This is a genomic window from Halomonas sp. H10-59, assembly GCF_040070555.1.
In the GTDB taxonomy this organism is placed as follows: Bacteria; Pseudomonadota; Gammaproteobacteria; order Pseudomonadales; family Halomonadaceae; genus Halomonas; species Halomonas litopenaei.
The window spans coordinates 4402686-4419597 of the sequence record NZ_CP098828.1 but is presented as its reverse complement, the minus strand read 5'-3'; the positions used below and the strand labels follow the sequence as shown (position 1 = coordinate 4419597).

Sequence of the window (16912 nt, the reverse complement as noted above, 5' to 3'; positions counted from 1 at the left end):
CGGCTTGCCACCCATGGTTCGACACCCACGGCTCGGCGCCCGGAAGATCTCCTGTCGCATGGCCCCCCTCATGTCATGAGTCGCTTCTTGCTGGATTTGAAAACAGCAAATATCTGAAAAATAGAGTGTTTAAAAAAAATAGTATTCAAGATTTGGAATTCTTGAGTGTGTTCGACTAAGGTCAAAGCAGGTGGGCTCGCTTGAGCGTTCCATCACCGATTCCTTACCCAATACCAACAACAAGGATTGCGACATGACGACTCCCTCCCGTCTTTCCCTGCTGGGTGCCGGCGCGCTGGCCCTGGGTCTTTGCACACCGCTGCTGGCCCAGGCCGAAGACCTGCGCTTTGGCGGCAACTTCACCGATGATCACTCCAGCAGTCGCGCCATGGCGCGCTTCGCCGAGACCCTGGCGGAGCAGAGCGATGGCGATCTGACAGCCCAGCTGTTCCCCAACATGCAGCTTGGCGGCGCCGGCGAGAATCTCGATCAGGTCAGTTCCGGCGCCATCATGGGCAGCTGGATCGGCATCTCCTACCTGTCGCGTACCGTGCCGGAACTCGAGGCGCTGAGCCTGCCGTTCGCCTTCGACAGCCGCGAGGACGCCTTTGCGCTGATCGACGGCGAGGTCGGCGAGCTGCTCGACGAGAAGCTCGCCGAGGCCGGGTTCGTGGCGCTGGGCTACATGGAGCTTGGCTTCCGCCACGTCACCAACGCCGAGCGGCCGCTTGAGTCGATCGAGGACTTTCAGGACCTCAAGATCCGCCTGCAGCCCAACCAGACCCACCTGGACACCTTCCGCGCCATCGGTGCCAATCCGGTGTCGATGGACATCAAGGAGGTCTACGGCGCGCTGCAGCAGGGGGTACTCGATGGTCAGGAGAACCCCTACAGCATCATCGAGACCAAGCGTCTGGACGAGGTGCAGCCGTACCTGTCCGATACCGGCCACTTCTACGACTACATCGTGGTGGTCGCCAATCGCGACAAGTTCGAAGACCTGAGCGACGACCAGCGTGCCACCCTGATGGCGGCCATGGACGAGGCGGTGGCCTGGCAGCGTGAGACCGCGGCGGCCGAGGATACCCAGGCCCGCGATACCCTGATCGAGCGCGGCATGCAGTTCACCCCGATCAGCGACGAGACCCGCGCGGCCCTGCGCGAGGCCAGCCAGAGCGTAGTGGATGATCTGCGCGAAAAGCTCGGCGCTGAGCTGGTCGACAAGGTGCTCGAGGAGCTGGGGGCATGACACGGGCCTGGCAACGCCTGGAGGCCCACGCGGGCCATCCGGTTCGGCGCCATTTCCTGCATCTGCTGGCATGGCTGGACCGTGGCTCCTACTACGCCATCCTGCTGGCCATGGGCCTGATGACGGTGCTGGTGTGCGCCCAGGTGGTGGCACGCTACCTGCTCGGCACCAGTATCGACTCCGCCGATGAGCTGTCCCGGTTGTGCTTTGTGTGGGCGATCTTTCTGGCCATTCCCCACGGTATCAAGAGTGGCATCCACGTCGGTATCGATGCCCTTGTCAGCCACTTGCCCGCCGGCGCCCAGCGCCGGCTGGCCCAGCTGATGGCGGCGTTGGGGGTGGTACTGATGGTGATCCTGGGGGTGGTTGGAACCGGTGCGGTGATCGACAAGTGGCCGCAGCTGATGCCAACCATGCCGATCACTGCGGCGGTGTTCTATATCGCGGTGCTGATCTCGGCGATCCACTGTGCGCTGCATCTGATCGCCCAGTGCCTGGAGCTTGAGCCGCTGCCTTCCGCCCCGGTTGGACCCGACTCAGGCCATGACCGCGGTGAGGAGGTGCGCCCATGACCCTGGCGATTATTCTGAGCTTTGCGGTACTGGCGCTTCTGCGTATGCCGCTGGCCTTTGCCCTGGGCCTTGCCTCGCTGGTGGGGCTGGTCGTTGGCGGCATGGACCTGGCGGTGCTGCCACAGCGCATGATGCACTCGGTGGACAGCTTTCCGCTGATGGCGATTCCGTTGTTCATGCTGGCCGGCGAGTTGATGGTGGCGGCAGGGATTCTTCAGCGCCTGGTCGATTTCGCCAACTCGTTGATCGGCCGCGTCCACGGTGGGCTCGCCCACGTGGCGATCGTCGCCGGCATGGTGCTGGCGGCGGTCAGCGGGGCGGCGGTGGCCAGTGCCAGCGCCCTGGGCAGTTCGCTGGTGCCGTCCATGCGTCAGCAGTACGACACCGGCTACAGCAGCGCGGTGGTCGCTTCGGCGGCCAACCTGGGGGCGATCATCCCGCCCAGCAACGCGATGATCGTCTACGCCTTGATGGCCGGCTCCAGCGTCTCGGTAGGCGGGCTGTTCATGGCGGGTATCGTGCCGGGACTGGTGCTGGCGCTGGGCTTCATGGGCCTGGCCAGCTTCCTGTCGATGCGCCGTGGCTATCCGCTGGCCGGCGGAGTCATCGGGCTGCGCCACGTGCTGGTGCAGACCTGGCGGGCGCTGCCCATTCTGCTGATGCCGATCGTCGTGGTCGGCGGCATCGTCGCCGGTGCTTTCACCCCGACGGAGGGGGCCGGCATTGCCGTGCTCTACGCGCTGGTGATCGGCTTCTTCGTCACCCGCCAGCTACGCCTGTCGCACCTGCCGCGGGCGATGTTCAACGCCGCGGTCACCGCCGCCATGGTGGGGGCGCTGATCGCCTTCGCCTCGACCATGACCTTTGCCTTCACCATCGATCTGGTGCCGATGCGTCTGACCAGCGCCCTGCAGGGGCTGACCAGCGACCCGCTGATGTTCCTTCTGCTGGTGATGGGGCTGTTGATCCTGGTCGGCATGTTCGTCGAGTCCAACGCCGCCTACATCATGCTGGTGCCTCTGCTGGCACCGATCGCGCTGTCCTACGGCATCGATCCGCTGCTGTTCGGCTTTCTGTTCGTGATGAACCTGGTGGTGGGCATGATGACGCCGCCGGTGGGGGTGCTGCTGTTCGTGATGTGCGGCATCTCCAATATCAGCCTGAACGAGCTGATGAAGAGCGCCTGGCCCTTCATCGTCTTCCAGTACGTGGTGCTGGTGGCGTGTATCGCCTTCCCCTCGCTGGTCACCTGGCTGCCGCGGGCACTGGGGTACTGAATGATCGAGGTACTGACGTCTGAGGTACTGGCGACTGAAGTACGGCATCGACCGAACGACAAGCTACGAAAAGGCCGAGGTGTCGCATCCGCCGCCTCGGACCGGCCCACTACAAAGAGACTGCCATGAAGCTTCTGGTCATCAATCCCAATATCTCAGACGACGTCAGTGCGCTGATCGAGCGTGAAGCACGGGCAAGCCTGCGCCCGGGCAGCGAGCTGAGCATCGCCACCGCGCCCTTCGGTGTGGCCTACATCGAGACCCGCGCCGAGGCGCTGATCGGCGGCTATGCGACCCTGGGTCTCGCCGCCGAGCGCTACCCCGGCCACGACGCTGTGGTGGTGGCCGCCTTCGGCGATCCCGGTCTGCCCGCGTTGCGCGAGGCCCTGCCGATCCCGGTGGTGGGGCTGACCGAAGCGGCGCTGATGAGCGCCTGTCAGTACGGCGGGCGTTTCTCGATCATCGCCATCTCCCAGCGCATCCAGGCCTGGTACCGCGAAACCGTGGACAGCTACGGCCTGGGCTCGCGGCTGGCCAGTATCCGCGCCCTGGATGAACCTCTGGCGGCCATCGGTAGCGTGCAGCAGGACCAGGGCGGGCGCCTGATCGAGCTGGCCGAACAGGCGGTCAGAGAGGACGGCGCCGATGTGCTGATCCTGGCCGGGGCCCCGTTGGCGGGGTTGGCCCGCCAGGTTGCCGCCGAGCTGCCGGTGCCGGCGCTGGACGGCGTGACCTGCGCCATCACCCAGGCCCAGGCGCTGGTCGATCTCGGCCGCGCCAAGGCCACCGTCGGCAGCTACGCCGCGCCCCCCGACAAGCCGCACAAGGGCTTGAGCAGGGAGCTGGCAACGCTGATCGGCCGGCGCTGACCTCTCGTCTCCGGGCCAGCCCCGTCGCTATACTTGGACGCTGGCCCTATCCTTGTTCCTTTCCCTCACCGGTCGCTGGATCCTGCCCATGACGTCGACAACCGACGACGCCACCGTCGCTTCACCCTCCGAGAGAGGCGCGCGTCAGCGAGCGCCTCACCGCCGCCGTATCCAGGCGCCGTCCCTGGCCGATGAAGCCTACGACCTGCTCAAGGGGCTGATCGTCCACGGTGAGCTGGCCCCGGGGGAGCGTCTGCTGGAGCCGGCTCTGTGTCGGCGTCTGGGCATCTCGCGCACGCCCCTGCGCGATGCCTTGAACCAGCTGGCGGGTGAAGGCCTGGTGACCCTGCGGCGCAATCGCAACGCCCTGGTCACCCTGCTTGATGGTGACGAGCTGCGTCATCTGTTCGAGGTCGAGGCCGGGCTCGAGGCCATGGCGGTGGAACTGGCGGCCGGGCGCATGACAGAGACCGAGCTCAAGCGGCTGGCCTCACTGCAGACTCGCCTGGAAAAGCAGCACGCCAAGGGCGATCGCGACGGCTACTTCGCCACCAATACCCGTATACACGCGCTGCTGGTCGAGGCAGCGCGCAATCCGGTGCTGGTGGAAACCCACCAGCGCCTGCTGGGTCGGTTGGAGCGGGCGCGTTATCTGGCGCTGAATCGCCTCGGTCGCTGGCAGGAGTCCACCGATGAGCATCGCGCCATCCTCGATGCCTTGATCGCCAGGGACGCCGACCTTGCCCGCCGCCACATGCACGAACACGTCATGCACACCGGTGTCGCCATCAGCGCCTTGCTGACACGCTGAGTCCTGCGATAGACACGGCGACGGTTGCGAGCTTCTTCTGGTCGTTGAACAGCGATGATCAGGACGAGCCTTGACAGGCCATCCAAACACGACCATATTGCAAACGTTAATGATTCTCATTGTTTTGGGCTGTCAGCGTCTGCAGGAGGTCGTCATGTCCTATCGCATCAAGACCGCGCTTCACGGAGCCAACCCGACCCTCGAGATCTTCGACGTCAGCTCGGGCTCCATGCGCATGGCCTGGGAGTACCCGAAGGAGGTGGGCAGCGAAGAGAAGGATCCCGAACTCGCCTCGCTGCGCCGAGAGGAGGCGATCCACGAGCTGTTTCGGCGGCTGTTTCTGCTGACCACCGAACAGTACCTGAAAGGCGAACTCGGCAGGGACGGAAGCGAGGCGTCAGGGTCACACGGCGGTGGGCACAAGGCGCATTGAATGGGTGGTCTGGCAGGGCTTGCCGTGGCGTAGCCACAGCACCTTGTCGGTCAGGTCCATGACCACGCTGAACAGCGTTTCCATCCGCTCGGCTTCAGCGACGCTCGGGTCGAAGTGGCGACACAGGCTGTCCTCGCCGGGGGTATGATCGCCGAGCAGATCGAACAACCGCTCGGCGTCGAGGGTGGCGCTCTCGTTGGGGGCTGTGCTCGCTGTACCCCGTTCTGTCCCCCTCTCATCCGCACCCGAGCCATCCATACCCAGGTCGTCGAGCAGTTGCTCGACCAGCGCGTCGAGACGACTCAGGCGGGACCAGGAGTCCGGCTTGGGGAAGTCCTCGACCCAGTGGGTGGCGGTGTCACTGACCAGGTGATTGGTATGGGTGACGACCCCGCGAGCCGATGCGATGGTTCCCGGTTGCCCGGGGTGAACCTCGAGCCCTTCCGCCTGGCCGCTGCCGTCGGCCAGCAGGAAGTGGGCGGGTGCACAGACACCGTCGTGGGCGATCTGCCGGGCGGCGTCGAGGGTCTCGCACTCGAGCATGGCGCGCAGGGCGATATGGATCGGCAGACCCTCGCCACAGGTCGCCGAGCGGATGGCATTGAGTCCGACTCCGACGCCATTGGCGTTGAGTCCTATCTTGCCGACCATGCCGGCCTCGCCCACGCTGATCAACGGCGGCGCACCGGGAGCCTGGATCTCGAGGATCGCCAGATGGTCGAGTTGGTCGGCGCGCCAGTCCCAGTTCTGGGCGAGCCACTGGCGGCCGGCGTGATAGAGCGAAAAGGCCGAGCAGCCACCGCCGGCGCGGGTCAGCGACACCTCGCTGCGACAGTTGAGGGTAAGCACGTCGGCCAGATCACCGCCGATGCCCTGGGCGATGCCGTCGAGCTCCTCGAGGATGGCCGGGTAGCGCCGCTCGATCATCGGCAGGAAGCGTTCGGCGTCGCGTCGCGCCTCGTGCCAGCGCAGGCCCGCCAGGTCATGAAACAGTCGGTCGTAGACGTCGATGCTGGCAAGAATCGCCCCACGGTGCTGGCTGCCGTGGGCACGGCCGATGTCGAGGCGGCTGCCGGAGAGCCTGGTGGGTGTCAACGACGAGCAGGAGGGGGTGGGAGAGGACGTGGAGGGGGTCATGAAGTGCTCCCTGCGATCGAAGCGGCTGGCGCCGGGTCGCTGACATGGGTGGATATCCCCTCAGCGTAGCAGTTCTGCGCTTGGCATGGCGTCGTAGAGGTGGCCGTCGAGGTGTCTTGGATGAATTTTAATATATTGATATCGTTCAGTTTTTACACGATTCGCTACCCTTCTCGACAATTCCTGGCGAGACTCCCACAGAGCGTTTCACTTTATTAGTCTGCGAAGTTGTATGCTGCCAGAGAGCCTTACCGGCCATCTCAGGAGACACAACATGAAGACCAGAAACGCGCTGCTCGTATTGGCCCTCTTGGCCCTGCCGTTGTCCGCTCAGGCAGGTGTTGTCGACGGCAAGATCGCCAAGCTGGCTGAGCCGCTGGCCCCTGCAGAAGGGCCCTGCGCCAATCATCACACCACTTACTGCGCGGCTGAACACGCTGGTGCCACGCAGGATGCCGACTTCGACGCCCGCGAGACGGCAAGCCAGGAGCAACAGGGCCACAGCTGAAAGCGATGATGCTGGCGGAACCCTGAACGACGATGCCCCGGCCAACTGGCCGGGGCATCGTCGTCTGGCAGGGGCTCGGGGGGCTGGTCAGGTCTTGTTGGCGGCGTTGTAGACGTTCTCGTCGAGTTCGCCTTCGCTCTTGCCGACCAGGGTGGTGACCATCAAGTCTCCGGCCACGTTGACGCTGGTACGGGCCATGTCGAGGATGCGATCGACGCCGGCGACCACCGCCAGGGCTTCCAGCGGCAGGCCGATCTGGGCCATGACGATGGACAGCATCACCAGGCCTGCGCCCGGGACACCGGCGGTGCCGATGGACGCCAGGGTACCGGTGACGATGATCATGCCGTAGTCGGCCAGGCTCAGGTCGACGCCGATCAACTGAGCGATGAATACCGCCACCACCCCCTGATAGATGGCGGTGCCGTCCATGTTGATGGTGGCGCCCACCGGCAGCACGAAGCCGGCGACACCCTCGGACACGCCGAGGTTCTTCGTCGCGCAGCGCAGCGAGACCGGCAGGGTGCCGGACGAGGACGCCGACGAATAGGCCACCACCAGGGCATCGAGGATGCCCTGCAGGTAGCGCACCGGATTGAGACGACCGAGCAGCGACAGCAGACCGGAGTAGACCACCAGCACGTGGACGACGCTGGCCAGGTAGGCCACGCCGATCACCTTGACCAGGGGCAGCAGCACCTCGGCGCCGTAGCTGCCGGCGACGTGGGCGATCAGACCGAACACGCCGAAGGGCGCCAGCGCCATCACCAGGCTGGTCAGCTTGACCATGGCCTCGGCGAAGCTTTCGAACACCTTGACCACCGGCTCGCCCTTCTCGCCGATCAGGGTCAGCGAGACACCGAGGCCAATGGCGAACACGATGATCTGCAGGATATTGCCGCTGGCCAGGGCGTCCACCGGGTTCTGGGGCACCAGGCCGACCACGATCTGCACCAGGCTGGGGGCTTCCTTGGCCGCGTCTGGGTTGGCCTCGAAGGTCATGTCGAGGCCAACGCCAGGCTGAAACAGCCAGGAGGCGGCCAGGCCGATGGCGATGGCGAAGGCGGTGGTGACCAGATACAGCGCGATGGTCCGCGCGCCGATGCGGCCCATCTTCTGGGGGTCACGCATGGCGGTGATACCGACCACCAGGGTAGAGAACACCAGCGGCACGATCAGCATCTTGATGGCGCTGATGAAGATGTCACCGATGGGCTTGAACACGCTGGCGCTTTCGCCCATCAGGGTGCCGACGAGGACACCCAGGGCGAGGCCGACCAGGATCTTCTGCCATAGCGGGATACGGCGCCACAGGCCGGGGGAACGATCGGGGGTGGACATGGGGAGGCTCCAGAAGGACAGGGTGGATGGCCTGCCGTGCAAGGTGGGAAGACGCGATACCCATCGATAGCCAGCAAAATGTTCTCGTTGACTGCTATCGAATGGGCGATCGGCACGATGGAGGCGGATTCTACCGAATAATCTGCCTCGGTGTTTTCATCCGTTGCACACCTTCTGGTGCTCAGAGGCCACCTGGGCGCGGCTTCCAGGTGGCCGGGCTGTTGACGACGCTAGCGGTTCAGCCCTGATCCTGCTGTTCCAGGGTGCGCCGCAGCAGCTGGTGGAAGGCCGCCCAGGAGGCCTGGTCGGCCCGAGCCTGGTAGCGATCGCTGCCGAATACCGTGAAGGCGTGGGGAGCACCGGAGTAGACCTGGATCTCGTAGGGGGCGCCAGCCGCCTCCAGCTCCTCGGACAGCGCCGCCACCTGGTCCATGCCGATGGAGGCGTCGGCCCCACCGTGGGCGACCAGGATCGGTGGCGTATCGGCGGAGTAGCCCTGGCCTTCCGGTGTGTCGAGGCCGCCGTGGAAGGTAGCGAAACCACGCACACTATCATCTGCGTTGGCGCGGGCCATCTCCAGCACCACGGCGCCACCGAAGCAGTAGCCCATCACCACGGTGTCTTCGCCGGCGCCCTGTTCACGGGCCTGGGTCAGCCCCGCCAGGGTCAGTCGTCGCATGCGTTCACGGTCATCGTAGAGCACCGCCATCTCGGCCTTGCGCGCGTCGATCTCCTCGGGGCGGTTGCCGGCGCCGTAGAGGTCCACGGCGAAGGCGTCGTAGCCCGCCTCGGCGAGCATGTCGGCACGCTTTCTTTCATAGTCGGTGAGGCCATCCCAGTCGTGGATGATCAGCACGCTGCCCTTGGAAGAGGACGCGGCGGGGGCGAAATAGCCCTGGAAGGCTTCACCGTCCACCTGGTAGTCAACGTTTTGTCCGGCCATGGCGCCGGCGCTGGCGAGAACAGAGCCGAGACCGATCAGGGCAGGGGCGAGCAGGGCGCAACGAGACATGGTGTGCTCCTTGGCGAGTGAGGGGCGTTGGCCCCGCCAGATGGCAGGGCCTGTGCTGAGTATAGAAGCCTGGCCACAGACGCCAGTCCTGAACCCCATCTTGTTGCATCCAGCCGGCCTAGCGTTGGCGGCGGGGACTTGAGTTTTCCCCGGCGGCCTTCCAGATTGGGGGTATGAAGATCGAGTGGGCGAGCCGCGGCTGACCGCGCTCGTCTCGGCTTCATCTCAGGACAACCAGAGCGAGACCAACAATCATGAAAAAGCGCGTACTGGCGACCGCCGTGGCTGCAACCACCCTGGCGGTCGGCTCCATGGCCCACGCAGAGGTCAAGATCGGATTTCTCGGCGGCTTCACCGGGGGGATCGAGAGCCTGACGCCGCCGATCTACGACGGCGCCCAGCTGGCGGTTGACCATATCAACAACCAGGGTGGCATCCTCGATGGCCAGGACGTAGTGATGCCGACCGGCGACACCACCTGCGGCGACGCTTCGGCGGCGTCCAACGCGGCTGACCGCATGGTCAACACCGAGCAGGTCACCGCCATCGTTGGCGCGCTGTGTACCGGTGCCACCATCGCCGCGGCCAACAACGCGGCGATTCCGGGTGGCGTGACCATGGTGTCTCCGGCCTCCACGGCGCCGGCGGTCACCGACCTCGACGACAATGACCTGGTGTTCCGCACCGTGCCCTCCGATGCCTTCCAGGGCGAGATGCTGGCCAAGTTGCTGATCGACAAGGGCATCGAGGAAGTCGCCGTCACCTACGTCAACAACGACTACGGACGCGGCCTGTCCGACGCCTTCAGCTCGGCCTTCGAGGACGGCGGCGGCAGCGTGCTGGAAAACCTCGCCCACGAGGACAACCGCGCCGACTACCGCAGCGAACTCGGCACCCTGTCGGCCACCGGCGCCCAGACCCTGGTGGTACTCGCCTACGCCGACACCTCCGGCCAGACGGTGGTGCGCCAGGCCTACGAGAGCGGCATGTTCACCCAGTACGTGGGGGCCGACGGCATGGTCGGCGACAGCCTGGTCGAGGCCATCGGCGCCGACGTGCTCGACGGCATGATCGCCACCCGTCCGGGCAGCCCGGACCTTCCCGGCACCGAGATCTTCACTGAACTTGCCAACAACGCCGACATCGACCCCACCGCCGTATTCGCCGCCCAGGCCTACGATGCGGCCTTCCTGCTGGGGCTGGCCATCCAGCAGAACGGCAGTGCCGAGCGCGAGGGTGTGTCTGAGGCGCTGCGCAGCGTGTCCTCTCCCCCCGGTGAGGTCATCCTGCCCGGTGAGTGGGAGAAGGCGGTGGAGCTGATCGCGGCGGGGACCGAGATCAACTATGAAGGCGCTTCCGGTACCCAGGACTTCGACGACAACGGCGATGTGCCTGGTGTGGTACAGGAAATGGCCGTGGAAAACGGCACTTTTACCGGCAAGGGCTTTGTTGAATAGCCGCCATGACGTAAAGTAAGGCGAGTCGTCGACGGACGACAACGCATCCGGGCGGTCGCCTCCGCCCAATGACCGCGCCAATGCTCGCAACAGAGGCGCTCAAGGAAAGCCCCCGGCCATCTGGCTGGGGGCTTTATCTTTGCTACGCCCTTATCGTTGACGTCGAGGGTGAGATCTTGTGCAAGATAGCCAGCGGTGGGTAGTGGATCCGTGGGTCGGTCCTGGCGGCTCCGGGGCCGCCAGGGTTAGATCCTGGGTGCCTCAGTCGTGGTGCTTGACCTTCTCCGGCAGCAGCCCCTTGGGGGCGACGCGCAGCACCACCGTGATCAACAGCCCGATGACGAATACCCTGGCCTGCAGGGCTCGGCTTTCCAGGTTGCTGGGTAGCTCCCAGCCGAAGCTGGCCTGGCCGAAGTGGGCGATCAACTCCATCACGTAGAGCGCCAGCGGCTCTGACATGATCCAGATGATGTACACCGCCACCGCGCCGAACAGGGTACCGAGGTTGTTGCCCGGCCCACCCAGGATGACCATCACCAGCACCAGGAAGGTGTGGTTGAGCGGCAGGTAGCCGTTGGGGTCGAAGATGCTGTTGAAGCTGCCGAGTGCCGCGCCGCCGAGGCCCATCAGCACGCAGCCCAGCACGAAGATCTCGAGCCGGCGGCGATTGATGTCCTTGCCCATGGCGGCAGACGACACCTCGTTGTCGCGAATCGCCCGGATCATGCGGCCCCAGGGGGCGTTGTAGGCTCGGTTGAGCAAAAAGAAGATGCCCAGGATCATCACCGCCGTCACCGACAGATAGAGCGCCCGCGCCAGGGTAAAGCCGACCTCGCCGGGATCGGGTACCGGCCACGGCAGCGGCGACACGGTGGCGGTGCCACGGGTCAGCCAGTCGGAGTTCTTGAGAAAGGCCTTGATGATCTCGGCGATGCCCAGGGTGGCGATGGCCAGATAGTCGCTGCGAAGCCCCAGGCAGACGTGGCCGATAAAGTAGCCGATACCGCCGGCCAGCGCTCCGCCGACCACCCAGCCGACCCACACCGGCAGGCCGAACCCGCCGATGAAGCCCATCTGGCTTTCGATGGCGTCGGTGACCTCGCGCAGTTCACTGATCACCACCATGTAGACGACGAGGCCGATCACCACGGTGATCAGGGTGCGCAGCCAGGACGGCACGCCCAGGCGAGTCATGCGCGACAGCGCGAATACCAGCGCGATACCGACGGCCAGATACCCCAGTACCTTGGCCAGCTCACCGGGCAGCGGGCTATCCCAGAAGGCCGGATTGACCGGCACGCTGAAGGTCATGGCGCAGAAGCCGCCGAGGGCGACGAAGCCCATGACGCCTGCGTTGAACTGGCCGGCGTAGCCCCACTGGATGGTCAGGCCCAGGGCCAGGATGGCGTAGCAGCTGGCTTCCACCAGCATGCGTGTCGAATAGGCCGAACCCATGGCCATGTAGACCGCGCCGACGGCGACGGCGAGGACCACCAAGAGGCTGAGTTCGCGCACCGGAAAGCGGCTCTGGGGCGCGGTGTTGGCGTCGTCGCGGCGATGAAAGTTGTTGGTCGTCATCAGATCACCTTGCCCTTGAAGATGCCGGTGGGGCGCCACACCAGGATGGCGACGAGGATGAAGAAGGGCACCACGATCTTGTACTCGGTGCCGACGAAGGCCAGGTTACTGGGCAGCTCGAGCCACTCGGGCAGGCTGTCGCTGAAGGGCCGCAGCAGCACCCGCCAGTTGAACACCGCCAGGGTCTCGGCGAAGCCCACCACGAAGCCGCCGGCGATGGCGCCGAAGGGGTGGCCAACACCGCCGACGATGGCGGCGGCGAAGATCGGCAGCAGCAGGTGGAAGCTCAAGTCCGGCTTGAACGTCACGTCCATCGACAGCAGGGTGCCAGCGATGGCGGCCAGGCCACCGACGATCACCCAGGTCACGGCGACGATGGTGTTGGTGTTGATGCCCGATGCCCGGGCCAGGTCCGGGTTGTCGGACATGGCGCGCATGGCCTTGCCGAGCCGGGTACGCGACAGAAACAGCTGCAGCCCGATCACCGCCACCAGGGTCAGCACGAACAGATAGATCTGCGGCTCGGTGATCACCACCGGCACCCGGGCGCCCTCGAAGGGCAGCGCCAGGCGGAAGATCTCCTTGCGGTCATCGACGTACAGGCTCTGGCCGCCGGTGCCCGAGAACAGCCGGATCAGGCCCTGCAGCATCAGGGTCACGCCGAGGGAGCCGATGACCATCACGATCGGTTTGACGCCGTGGGCGCGCAGCGGCTTGTAGAAGGCCTTGTCGATGCCCACCGCCAGCGCCGCCGTCAGCACCATGGCCAGCGGCAGCATGACGATGGCGGTGGGCACACCGATGACGTCGCCGGCATGGGGGAACAGCGTCGCCAGCAGCAGCACCATGAAGGCGCCGAAGGTCATCATGTCGGCGTGGGCGAAGTGGGCAAAGCGCATGATGCTGAAGACCAGCGTCACGCCCACCGCGCCGATGGCGTAGATCGACCCGGTGACGCTGCCGGCGATCAGCACGTTGTTGATGAAGAACACGAATTCGTTCAAGGCGATATCTCCGCGCTAGGACTCGGCGTCAGCCGCCGAGGAAGCTCTTGGCCACGTCAGGATCGGCAAGCAGCGCCTGCCCCGTGTCGGTGAAGCGGTTCTGGCCGGCGGCCAGCACGAAGCCCTTGTCGGCGATGGCCAGGGCCTGCTTGGCGTTCTGCTCCACCATCAGGATGCCGACGCCGGCGGCGTTGACCTCCTTGACCCGGTCGAAGATCTCGTACATGTACTTGGGCGACAGCCCTGCAGTCGGCTCGTCGAGCAGCAGTAGTTCGGGCTCGGCCATCAGCGCCCGGCCCATGGCCACCATCTGGCGCTGGCCACCGGACAGCTCGCCGGCGGGCTGATGACGCTTTTCGTGAAGGGGCGGGAAGAATTCGTAGACCTTGGACAGCATGCGTTTCACGTTTCCCGGCTTGAGGAAGGCCCCCATCTCGAGGTTTTCCTTGACCGTCAGGCTGGGAAAGACGTTGTGCTCCTGGGGCACGAAGCCCATGCCCAGTTCTACCAGGCGGTTGGTGGGCAGGTTCTGGATCGGTTCACCGCGCAGCAGGATATCGCCCTGGGTCACGTTCAACTGGCCGAAGATGGCCTTGAGCATGGTCGACTTGCCGGCGCCGTTGGGGCCGACGATGACGCCGATCTGGTCGGCCTCGATGGCCATGTCCACCCCGTTGAGGATGTTCATGCCGCCATAGCCGCCGTGCACCTCGCGTGCATCGAGTAGAGGCATAGTCCTGTTCTCTGCATAAGAGCGCCTGTCGCGCCCTGGTTGTTGTTATCGCCGCGCCTGCAACGGGAGGGTGCCCCGGGTGGCGCGGTGTCTGTTGCCGGGCCGCTGTCAGGCCGCGCCGGCGCCGAAATAGGCTTCGATGACCTCGGGGTTGTTCTGGATCTCCTCGATGGAGCCCTCGACCATCACCGAGCCCTGGGCCAGCACGATCACCGGATCGCACAGTCTGGCGATCATGTCCATGTCGTGCTCGATGACCAGGAAGGTGTAGCCGAACTCGCGGTTCATCCGTTCGATATTGCCGATCAGGTCCCCCAGCAGGGTGCGGTTGACCCCGGCGGCGATCTCGTCGAGCAGCACCACCCGAGCGTCGGTCATCATGGTGCGGCCGAGCTCCAGAAGCTTCTTCTGGCCACCGGAGAGGTTGCCTGCCAGCTCGTTGCGCACATGATTGAGGCCGATGAACTCGATCACCTCCTGGGCCCGGCGCTTGACCTCGGCCTCCTGTGCTCGCACCGCCTTCGGCGCGAACCAGGCCTTGGCCAGGGACTCGCCGGGCTGGTCCGGGGGCACCATCATCAGGTTTTCCAGGGCGGTGAGCTGGGAGAACTCGTGGGCGATCTGGAAGGTGCGCAACAGGCCCTTGTGAAACAGCTCGTTGGCCGGACGATTGGTGATGTCCTCTCCGTCCAGCAGGATCTGCCCGGAATCCAGCGGCAGGGCGCCTGCGATGATGTTGAACAGGGTCGACTTGCCCGCACCGTTGGGGCCGATCAGACCGGTGACGGAGCCTTCCTCGACCTGAATCGAACAGTCGTTGATGACGTGAAGGCCGCCGAAGGCCTTGTTGACGTGTCGTACATCGATGATGGCTGACATCTTGGGTCCCGCCGTGTTGTCTATTGTCGTTGTTGCGTTGGTGTTGTTTGGTGTCGTTGCGGTCTTGATTGTCGGGCTTCCCGACGTCCCTCAGCCGCTGGCGGCGTGCTGCTCGGCCATCAGCCGGTAGGCGGCGAAGGCGCCTACCAGTACGCAGGCACCGATGGTCGGCAGCCAGTAGCCCTGGACATAGGGCAGGGCACGCAGAAAGACGAAGGCGACCCCGGTCGGCGCGATGAAGCGCACCAGAAACCGCCACAGCCTGAGCCAGCTGGAGCGGGTGTGCATTTCCTTCATCGATTCGGACTGGGTCAGCGACCAGCCGGCGAACAGCGCCACCAGCAGGCCGCACAGGGGCAGCGTGATGTGGGTCACCAGTTCCAGCACGGCGAAGGCGCTGCGACCGAACACGTCATGCACGGGGCTGGCCTCGGCCCAGACGTTGAAACTCGCCACCGTGGCGAGCCCCAGCCCCCAGGCCAGCACCGACACCAGGGCTACCGCCAGTACGCGACTGAGGTCGAAGCGCTCGACCAGATAGGCCGCGACCGGCTCGATCAGCGAGATCGCCGAGCTGATCGCGGCCCCCAGTACCAGCACGAAGAAGATGGCGCCGACCAGCGAGCCTGAAGGCATCACCGAGAATGCCAGCGGCAGTGACACGAACATCAGTCCCGGCCCTTCGTCGGCGGCAAGTCCTGCGCCGAACACCAGGGCGAAGATCGCCAGCCCCGCGATTACCGCCACCAGGGTGTCGATCAGGGCGATGGCGAAGGCGGTCAGGGTCAGCGAGGTCTCGCTGGGCATGTAGGCGCCATAGGCCATGATCGCGCCCATCCCCAGACTCAGCGTGAAGAACGACTGCCCCATCGCCTCGAGCCAGCCTTCCAGGCTCAACTCGGACAGCGAGAAGGACAGCATGAAGCGACTGGCTGCCGCCATGTCGCCGCTGGTCGCGGCGTAGAACAGCACCACCAGCAGAATGACCAGCAGGGTCGGCATCAGGATGCGCAGGGCACTCTCCAGTCCACGATGGACACCCCGGGCGACGATGTAGGCGCAGATGGCGAGAAACAGCGTGTGGTAGAGCGTCAGCTTCAGCGGCGATGCGATCAGGTTGGCAAAGTTGTCGGCCAGCATGGCGGCGTCGGCGTCGCGCAGTGACCCGGTCAGCATCTCGCCAAGATAGTGCAGCGCCCAGCCGCTGATCACCGAGTAGAAGCTCAGGATCAGCAGCGCGGACAGGCCACCGAGCCAGCCGATGGTCTCCCAGGCGCGGGAGGTGCGATGACAACGGGTGAGAAAGCGCATGCCCATGATCGGGCAGCGCCGGCTGTTGCGCCCAAGCATGATCTCGGCGATCAAAATCGGTATGCCGACGGCAAAGACGCACAGCACGTAGACCAGCAGAAAGGCGCCACCACCGTGCTCGCCGGCCAGGTAGGGAAAGCGCCAGAGGTTACCCAGGCCCACCGCCGAGCCGACGGCGGCCAGCAGGAAGGTGCCTTTGTGGGTCCAGATGTTATCGCTGCTCATGGGGCTTCCGTCGACATGTCGGCGTCGAGACGCGGTAATGGCTGACCGGGCCGAGGCCCGGTCTGACATGTCAACTTTGCGATACAACCATGGCGCCTGACTAGGGGCGATGCGTTTAGCAGGCGTTGGCGGGACGGGTTTCCGTCACTGGCGGGTTCTGGAACTCGTCGTCAGCTGCTGGTATGGGGAGCCAGGGCGCGGTGATCGTCGCCAAGACGCACAGTATCGCCGATCGACAGGTCGCCGATGTTCTTGGTGCGCTCGCCTGTGCGCACGGAGATCAGGGCGACCACGTCGCCGATGCTGGCGGTGTCGTCGTCGACCCTGGCTTCCACCCTGACCCTGACCGAATAGCCATGGTAGCGGCCGGCGATGATACTGCCGACGTGGGCGGTGGGGTATTCGTCGGGCTTGTCGGCGAAGTAGCGCTGAACGCTGTCAGCGCCGGGATCATCCCATTCGACGTGCTTGTGCATTCGCGTATCTCCTTGTTCGCGAAGGATGACGGTGCCCCAT

17 protein-coding genes are annotated in these 16912 nt (G+C 65.2%); 8 read left to right on the top strand and 9 right to left on the bottom strand.

Annotated elements, in window-relative coordinates:
- Positions 1–253 precede the first annotated feature (253 nt).
- From NFG57_RS19280 to NFG57_RS19255, 6 genes are all read left to right on the top strand, one after another.
- Positions 254–1249: a TRAP transporter substrate-binding protein gene (locus tag NFG57_RS19280; RefSeq protein ID WP_052704323.1), complete on the top strand. Its 996-nt coding sequence runs from the start codon at positions 254–256 to the stop codon at positions 1247–1249.
- Positions 1246–1821, top strand: a complete 576-nt coding sequence (locus NFG57_RS19275; RefSeq protein WP_124805238.1) for a TRAP transporter small permease — start codon at positions 1246–1248, stop codon at positions 1819–1821. Before NFG57_RS19280 ends, NFG57_RS19275 begins: the two co-directional genes overlap by 4 nt.
- Positions 1818–3098 carry a TRAP transporter large permease gene (locus tag NFG57_RS19270; RefSeq protein ID WP_108132155.1) on the top strand — a complete coding sequence of 427 codons (1281 nt, stop codon included), beginning with the start codon at positions 1818–1820 and terminating at the stop codon, positions 3096–3098. The genes NFG57_RS19275 and NFG57_RS19270 overlap by 4 nt, the downstream gene beginning before the upstream one ends.
- Before the next feature lie 125 nt (positions 3099–3223).
- Positions 3224–3967, top strand: coding sequence for an aspartate/glutamate racemase family protein (locus NFG57_RS19265; RefSeq protein WP_045992402.1), 744 nt, complete (start codon positions 3224–3226; stop codon positions 3965–3967).
- A gap of 88 nt (positions 3968–4055) precedes the next feature.
- A complete protein-coding gene (locus NFG57_RS19260) occupies positions 4056–4778 on the top strand; it encodes a GntR family transcriptional regulator (protein ID WP_124805239.1) in 723 nt (240 codons plus the stop codon).
- A 154-nt stretch (positions 4779–4932) separates the two neighbouring features.
- Positions 4933–5211, top strand: coding sequence for a hypothetical protein (locus tag NFG57_RS19255; RefSeq protein ID WP_045992400.1), 279 nt, complete (start codon positions 4933–4935; stop codon positions 5209–5211).
- Here the strand turns inward: NFG57_RS19255 and NFG57_RS19250 are convergent.
- Positions 5182–6348 (bottom strand): C45 family peptidase, encoded by a 1167-nt coding sequence (locus NFG57_RS19250; protein ID WP_348814973.1) that lies wholly within the window; start codon positions 6346–6348, stop codon positions 5182–5184. The two genes, NFG57_RS19255 and NFG57_RS19250, sit on opposite strands and share 30 nt — an antisense overlap.
- 274 nt (positions 6349–6622) lie before the next feature.
- On the opposite strand from NFG57_RS19250, the gene NFG57_RS19245 reads away from it, so the two are divergent.
- Positions 6623–6856, top strand: coding sequence for a hypothetical protein (locus NFG57_RS19245; RefSeq protein WP_045992398.1), 234 nt, complete (start codon positions 6623–6625; stop codon positions 6854–6856).
- Positions 6857–6943: 87 nt separating this feature from the next.
- On the opposite strand, the gene NFG57_RS19240 is transcribed toward NFG57_RS19245, so the two are convergent.
- Both NFG57_RS19240 and NFG57_RS19235 read right to left on the bottom strand, forming a co-directional pair.
- A complete protein-coding gene (locus NFG57_RS19240; RefSeq protein ID WP_045992397.1) occupies positions 6944–8197 on the bottom strand; it encodes a dicarboxylate/amino acid:cation symporter in 1254 nt (417 codons plus the stop codon).
- Positions 8198–8435: 238 nt separating this feature from the next.
- Entirely contained in the window at positions 8436–9209 is a 774-nt protein-coding gene (locus NFG57_RS19235) for a dienelactone hydrolase family protein (protein WP_306169167.1), read from the bottom strand.
- A gap of 251 nt (positions 9210–9460) precedes the next feature.
- Between NFG57_RS19235 and NFG57_RS19230 the strand changes: the two genes are divergently transcribed.
- A complete protein-coding gene (locus NFG57_RS19230; RefSeq protein ID WP_045992395.1) occupies positions 9461–10666 on the top strand; it encodes an ABC transporter substrate-binding protein in 1206 nt (401 codons plus the stop codon).
- A 261-nt stretch (positions 10667–10927) separates the two neighbouring features.
- Here NFG57_RS19230 and NFG57_RS19225 read toward each other — a convergent pair whose 3' ends face one another.
- The 6 genes from NFG57_RS19225 to NFG57_RS19200 form a co-directional block, all read right to left on the bottom strand.
- Positions 10928–12244, bottom strand: coding sequence for a branched-chain amino acid ABC transporter permease (locus NFG57_RS19225; RefSeq protein ID WP_045992394.1), 1317 nt, complete (start codon positions 12242–12244; stop codon positions 10928–10930).
- Positions 12244–13248: a branched-chain amino acid ABC transporter permease gene (locus NFG57_RS19220; protein ID WP_045992393.1), complete on the bottom strand. Its 1005-nt coding sequence runs from the start codon at positions 13246–13248 to the stop codon at positions 12244–12246. Before NFG57_RS19220 ends, NFG57_RS19225 begins: the two co-directional genes overlap by 1 nt.
- A gap of 28 nt (positions 13249–13276) precedes the next feature.
- A complete protein-coding gene (locus NFG57_RS19215) occupies positions 13277–13981 on the bottom strand; it encodes an ABC transporter ATP-binding protein (protein WP_045992392.1) in 705 nt (234 codons plus the stop codon).
- Positions 13982–14089: 108 nt separating this feature from the next.
- The gene (locus NFG57_RS19210; protein ID WP_045992391.1) at positions 14090–14860 is read right to left on the bottom strand and encodes an ABC transporter ATP-binding protein; all 771 of its coding nucleotides are present in this window, start codon (positions 14858–14860) and stop codon (positions 14090–14092) included.
- A gap of 90 nt (positions 14861–14950) precedes the next feature.
- Positions 14951–16396, bottom strand: coding sequence for a sodium-dependent transporter (locus NFG57_RS19205; RefSeq protein ID WP_045992390.1), 1446 nt, complete (start codon positions 16394–16396; stop codon positions 14951–14953).
- A gap of 170 nt (positions 16397–16566) precedes the next feature.
- Positions 16567–16872, bottom strand: a complete 306-nt coding sequence (locus NFG57_RS19200; protein WP_108132161.1) for a hypothetical protein — start codon at positions 16870–16872, stop codon at positions 16567–16569.
- Positions 16873–16912 lie beyond the last annotated feature (40 nt).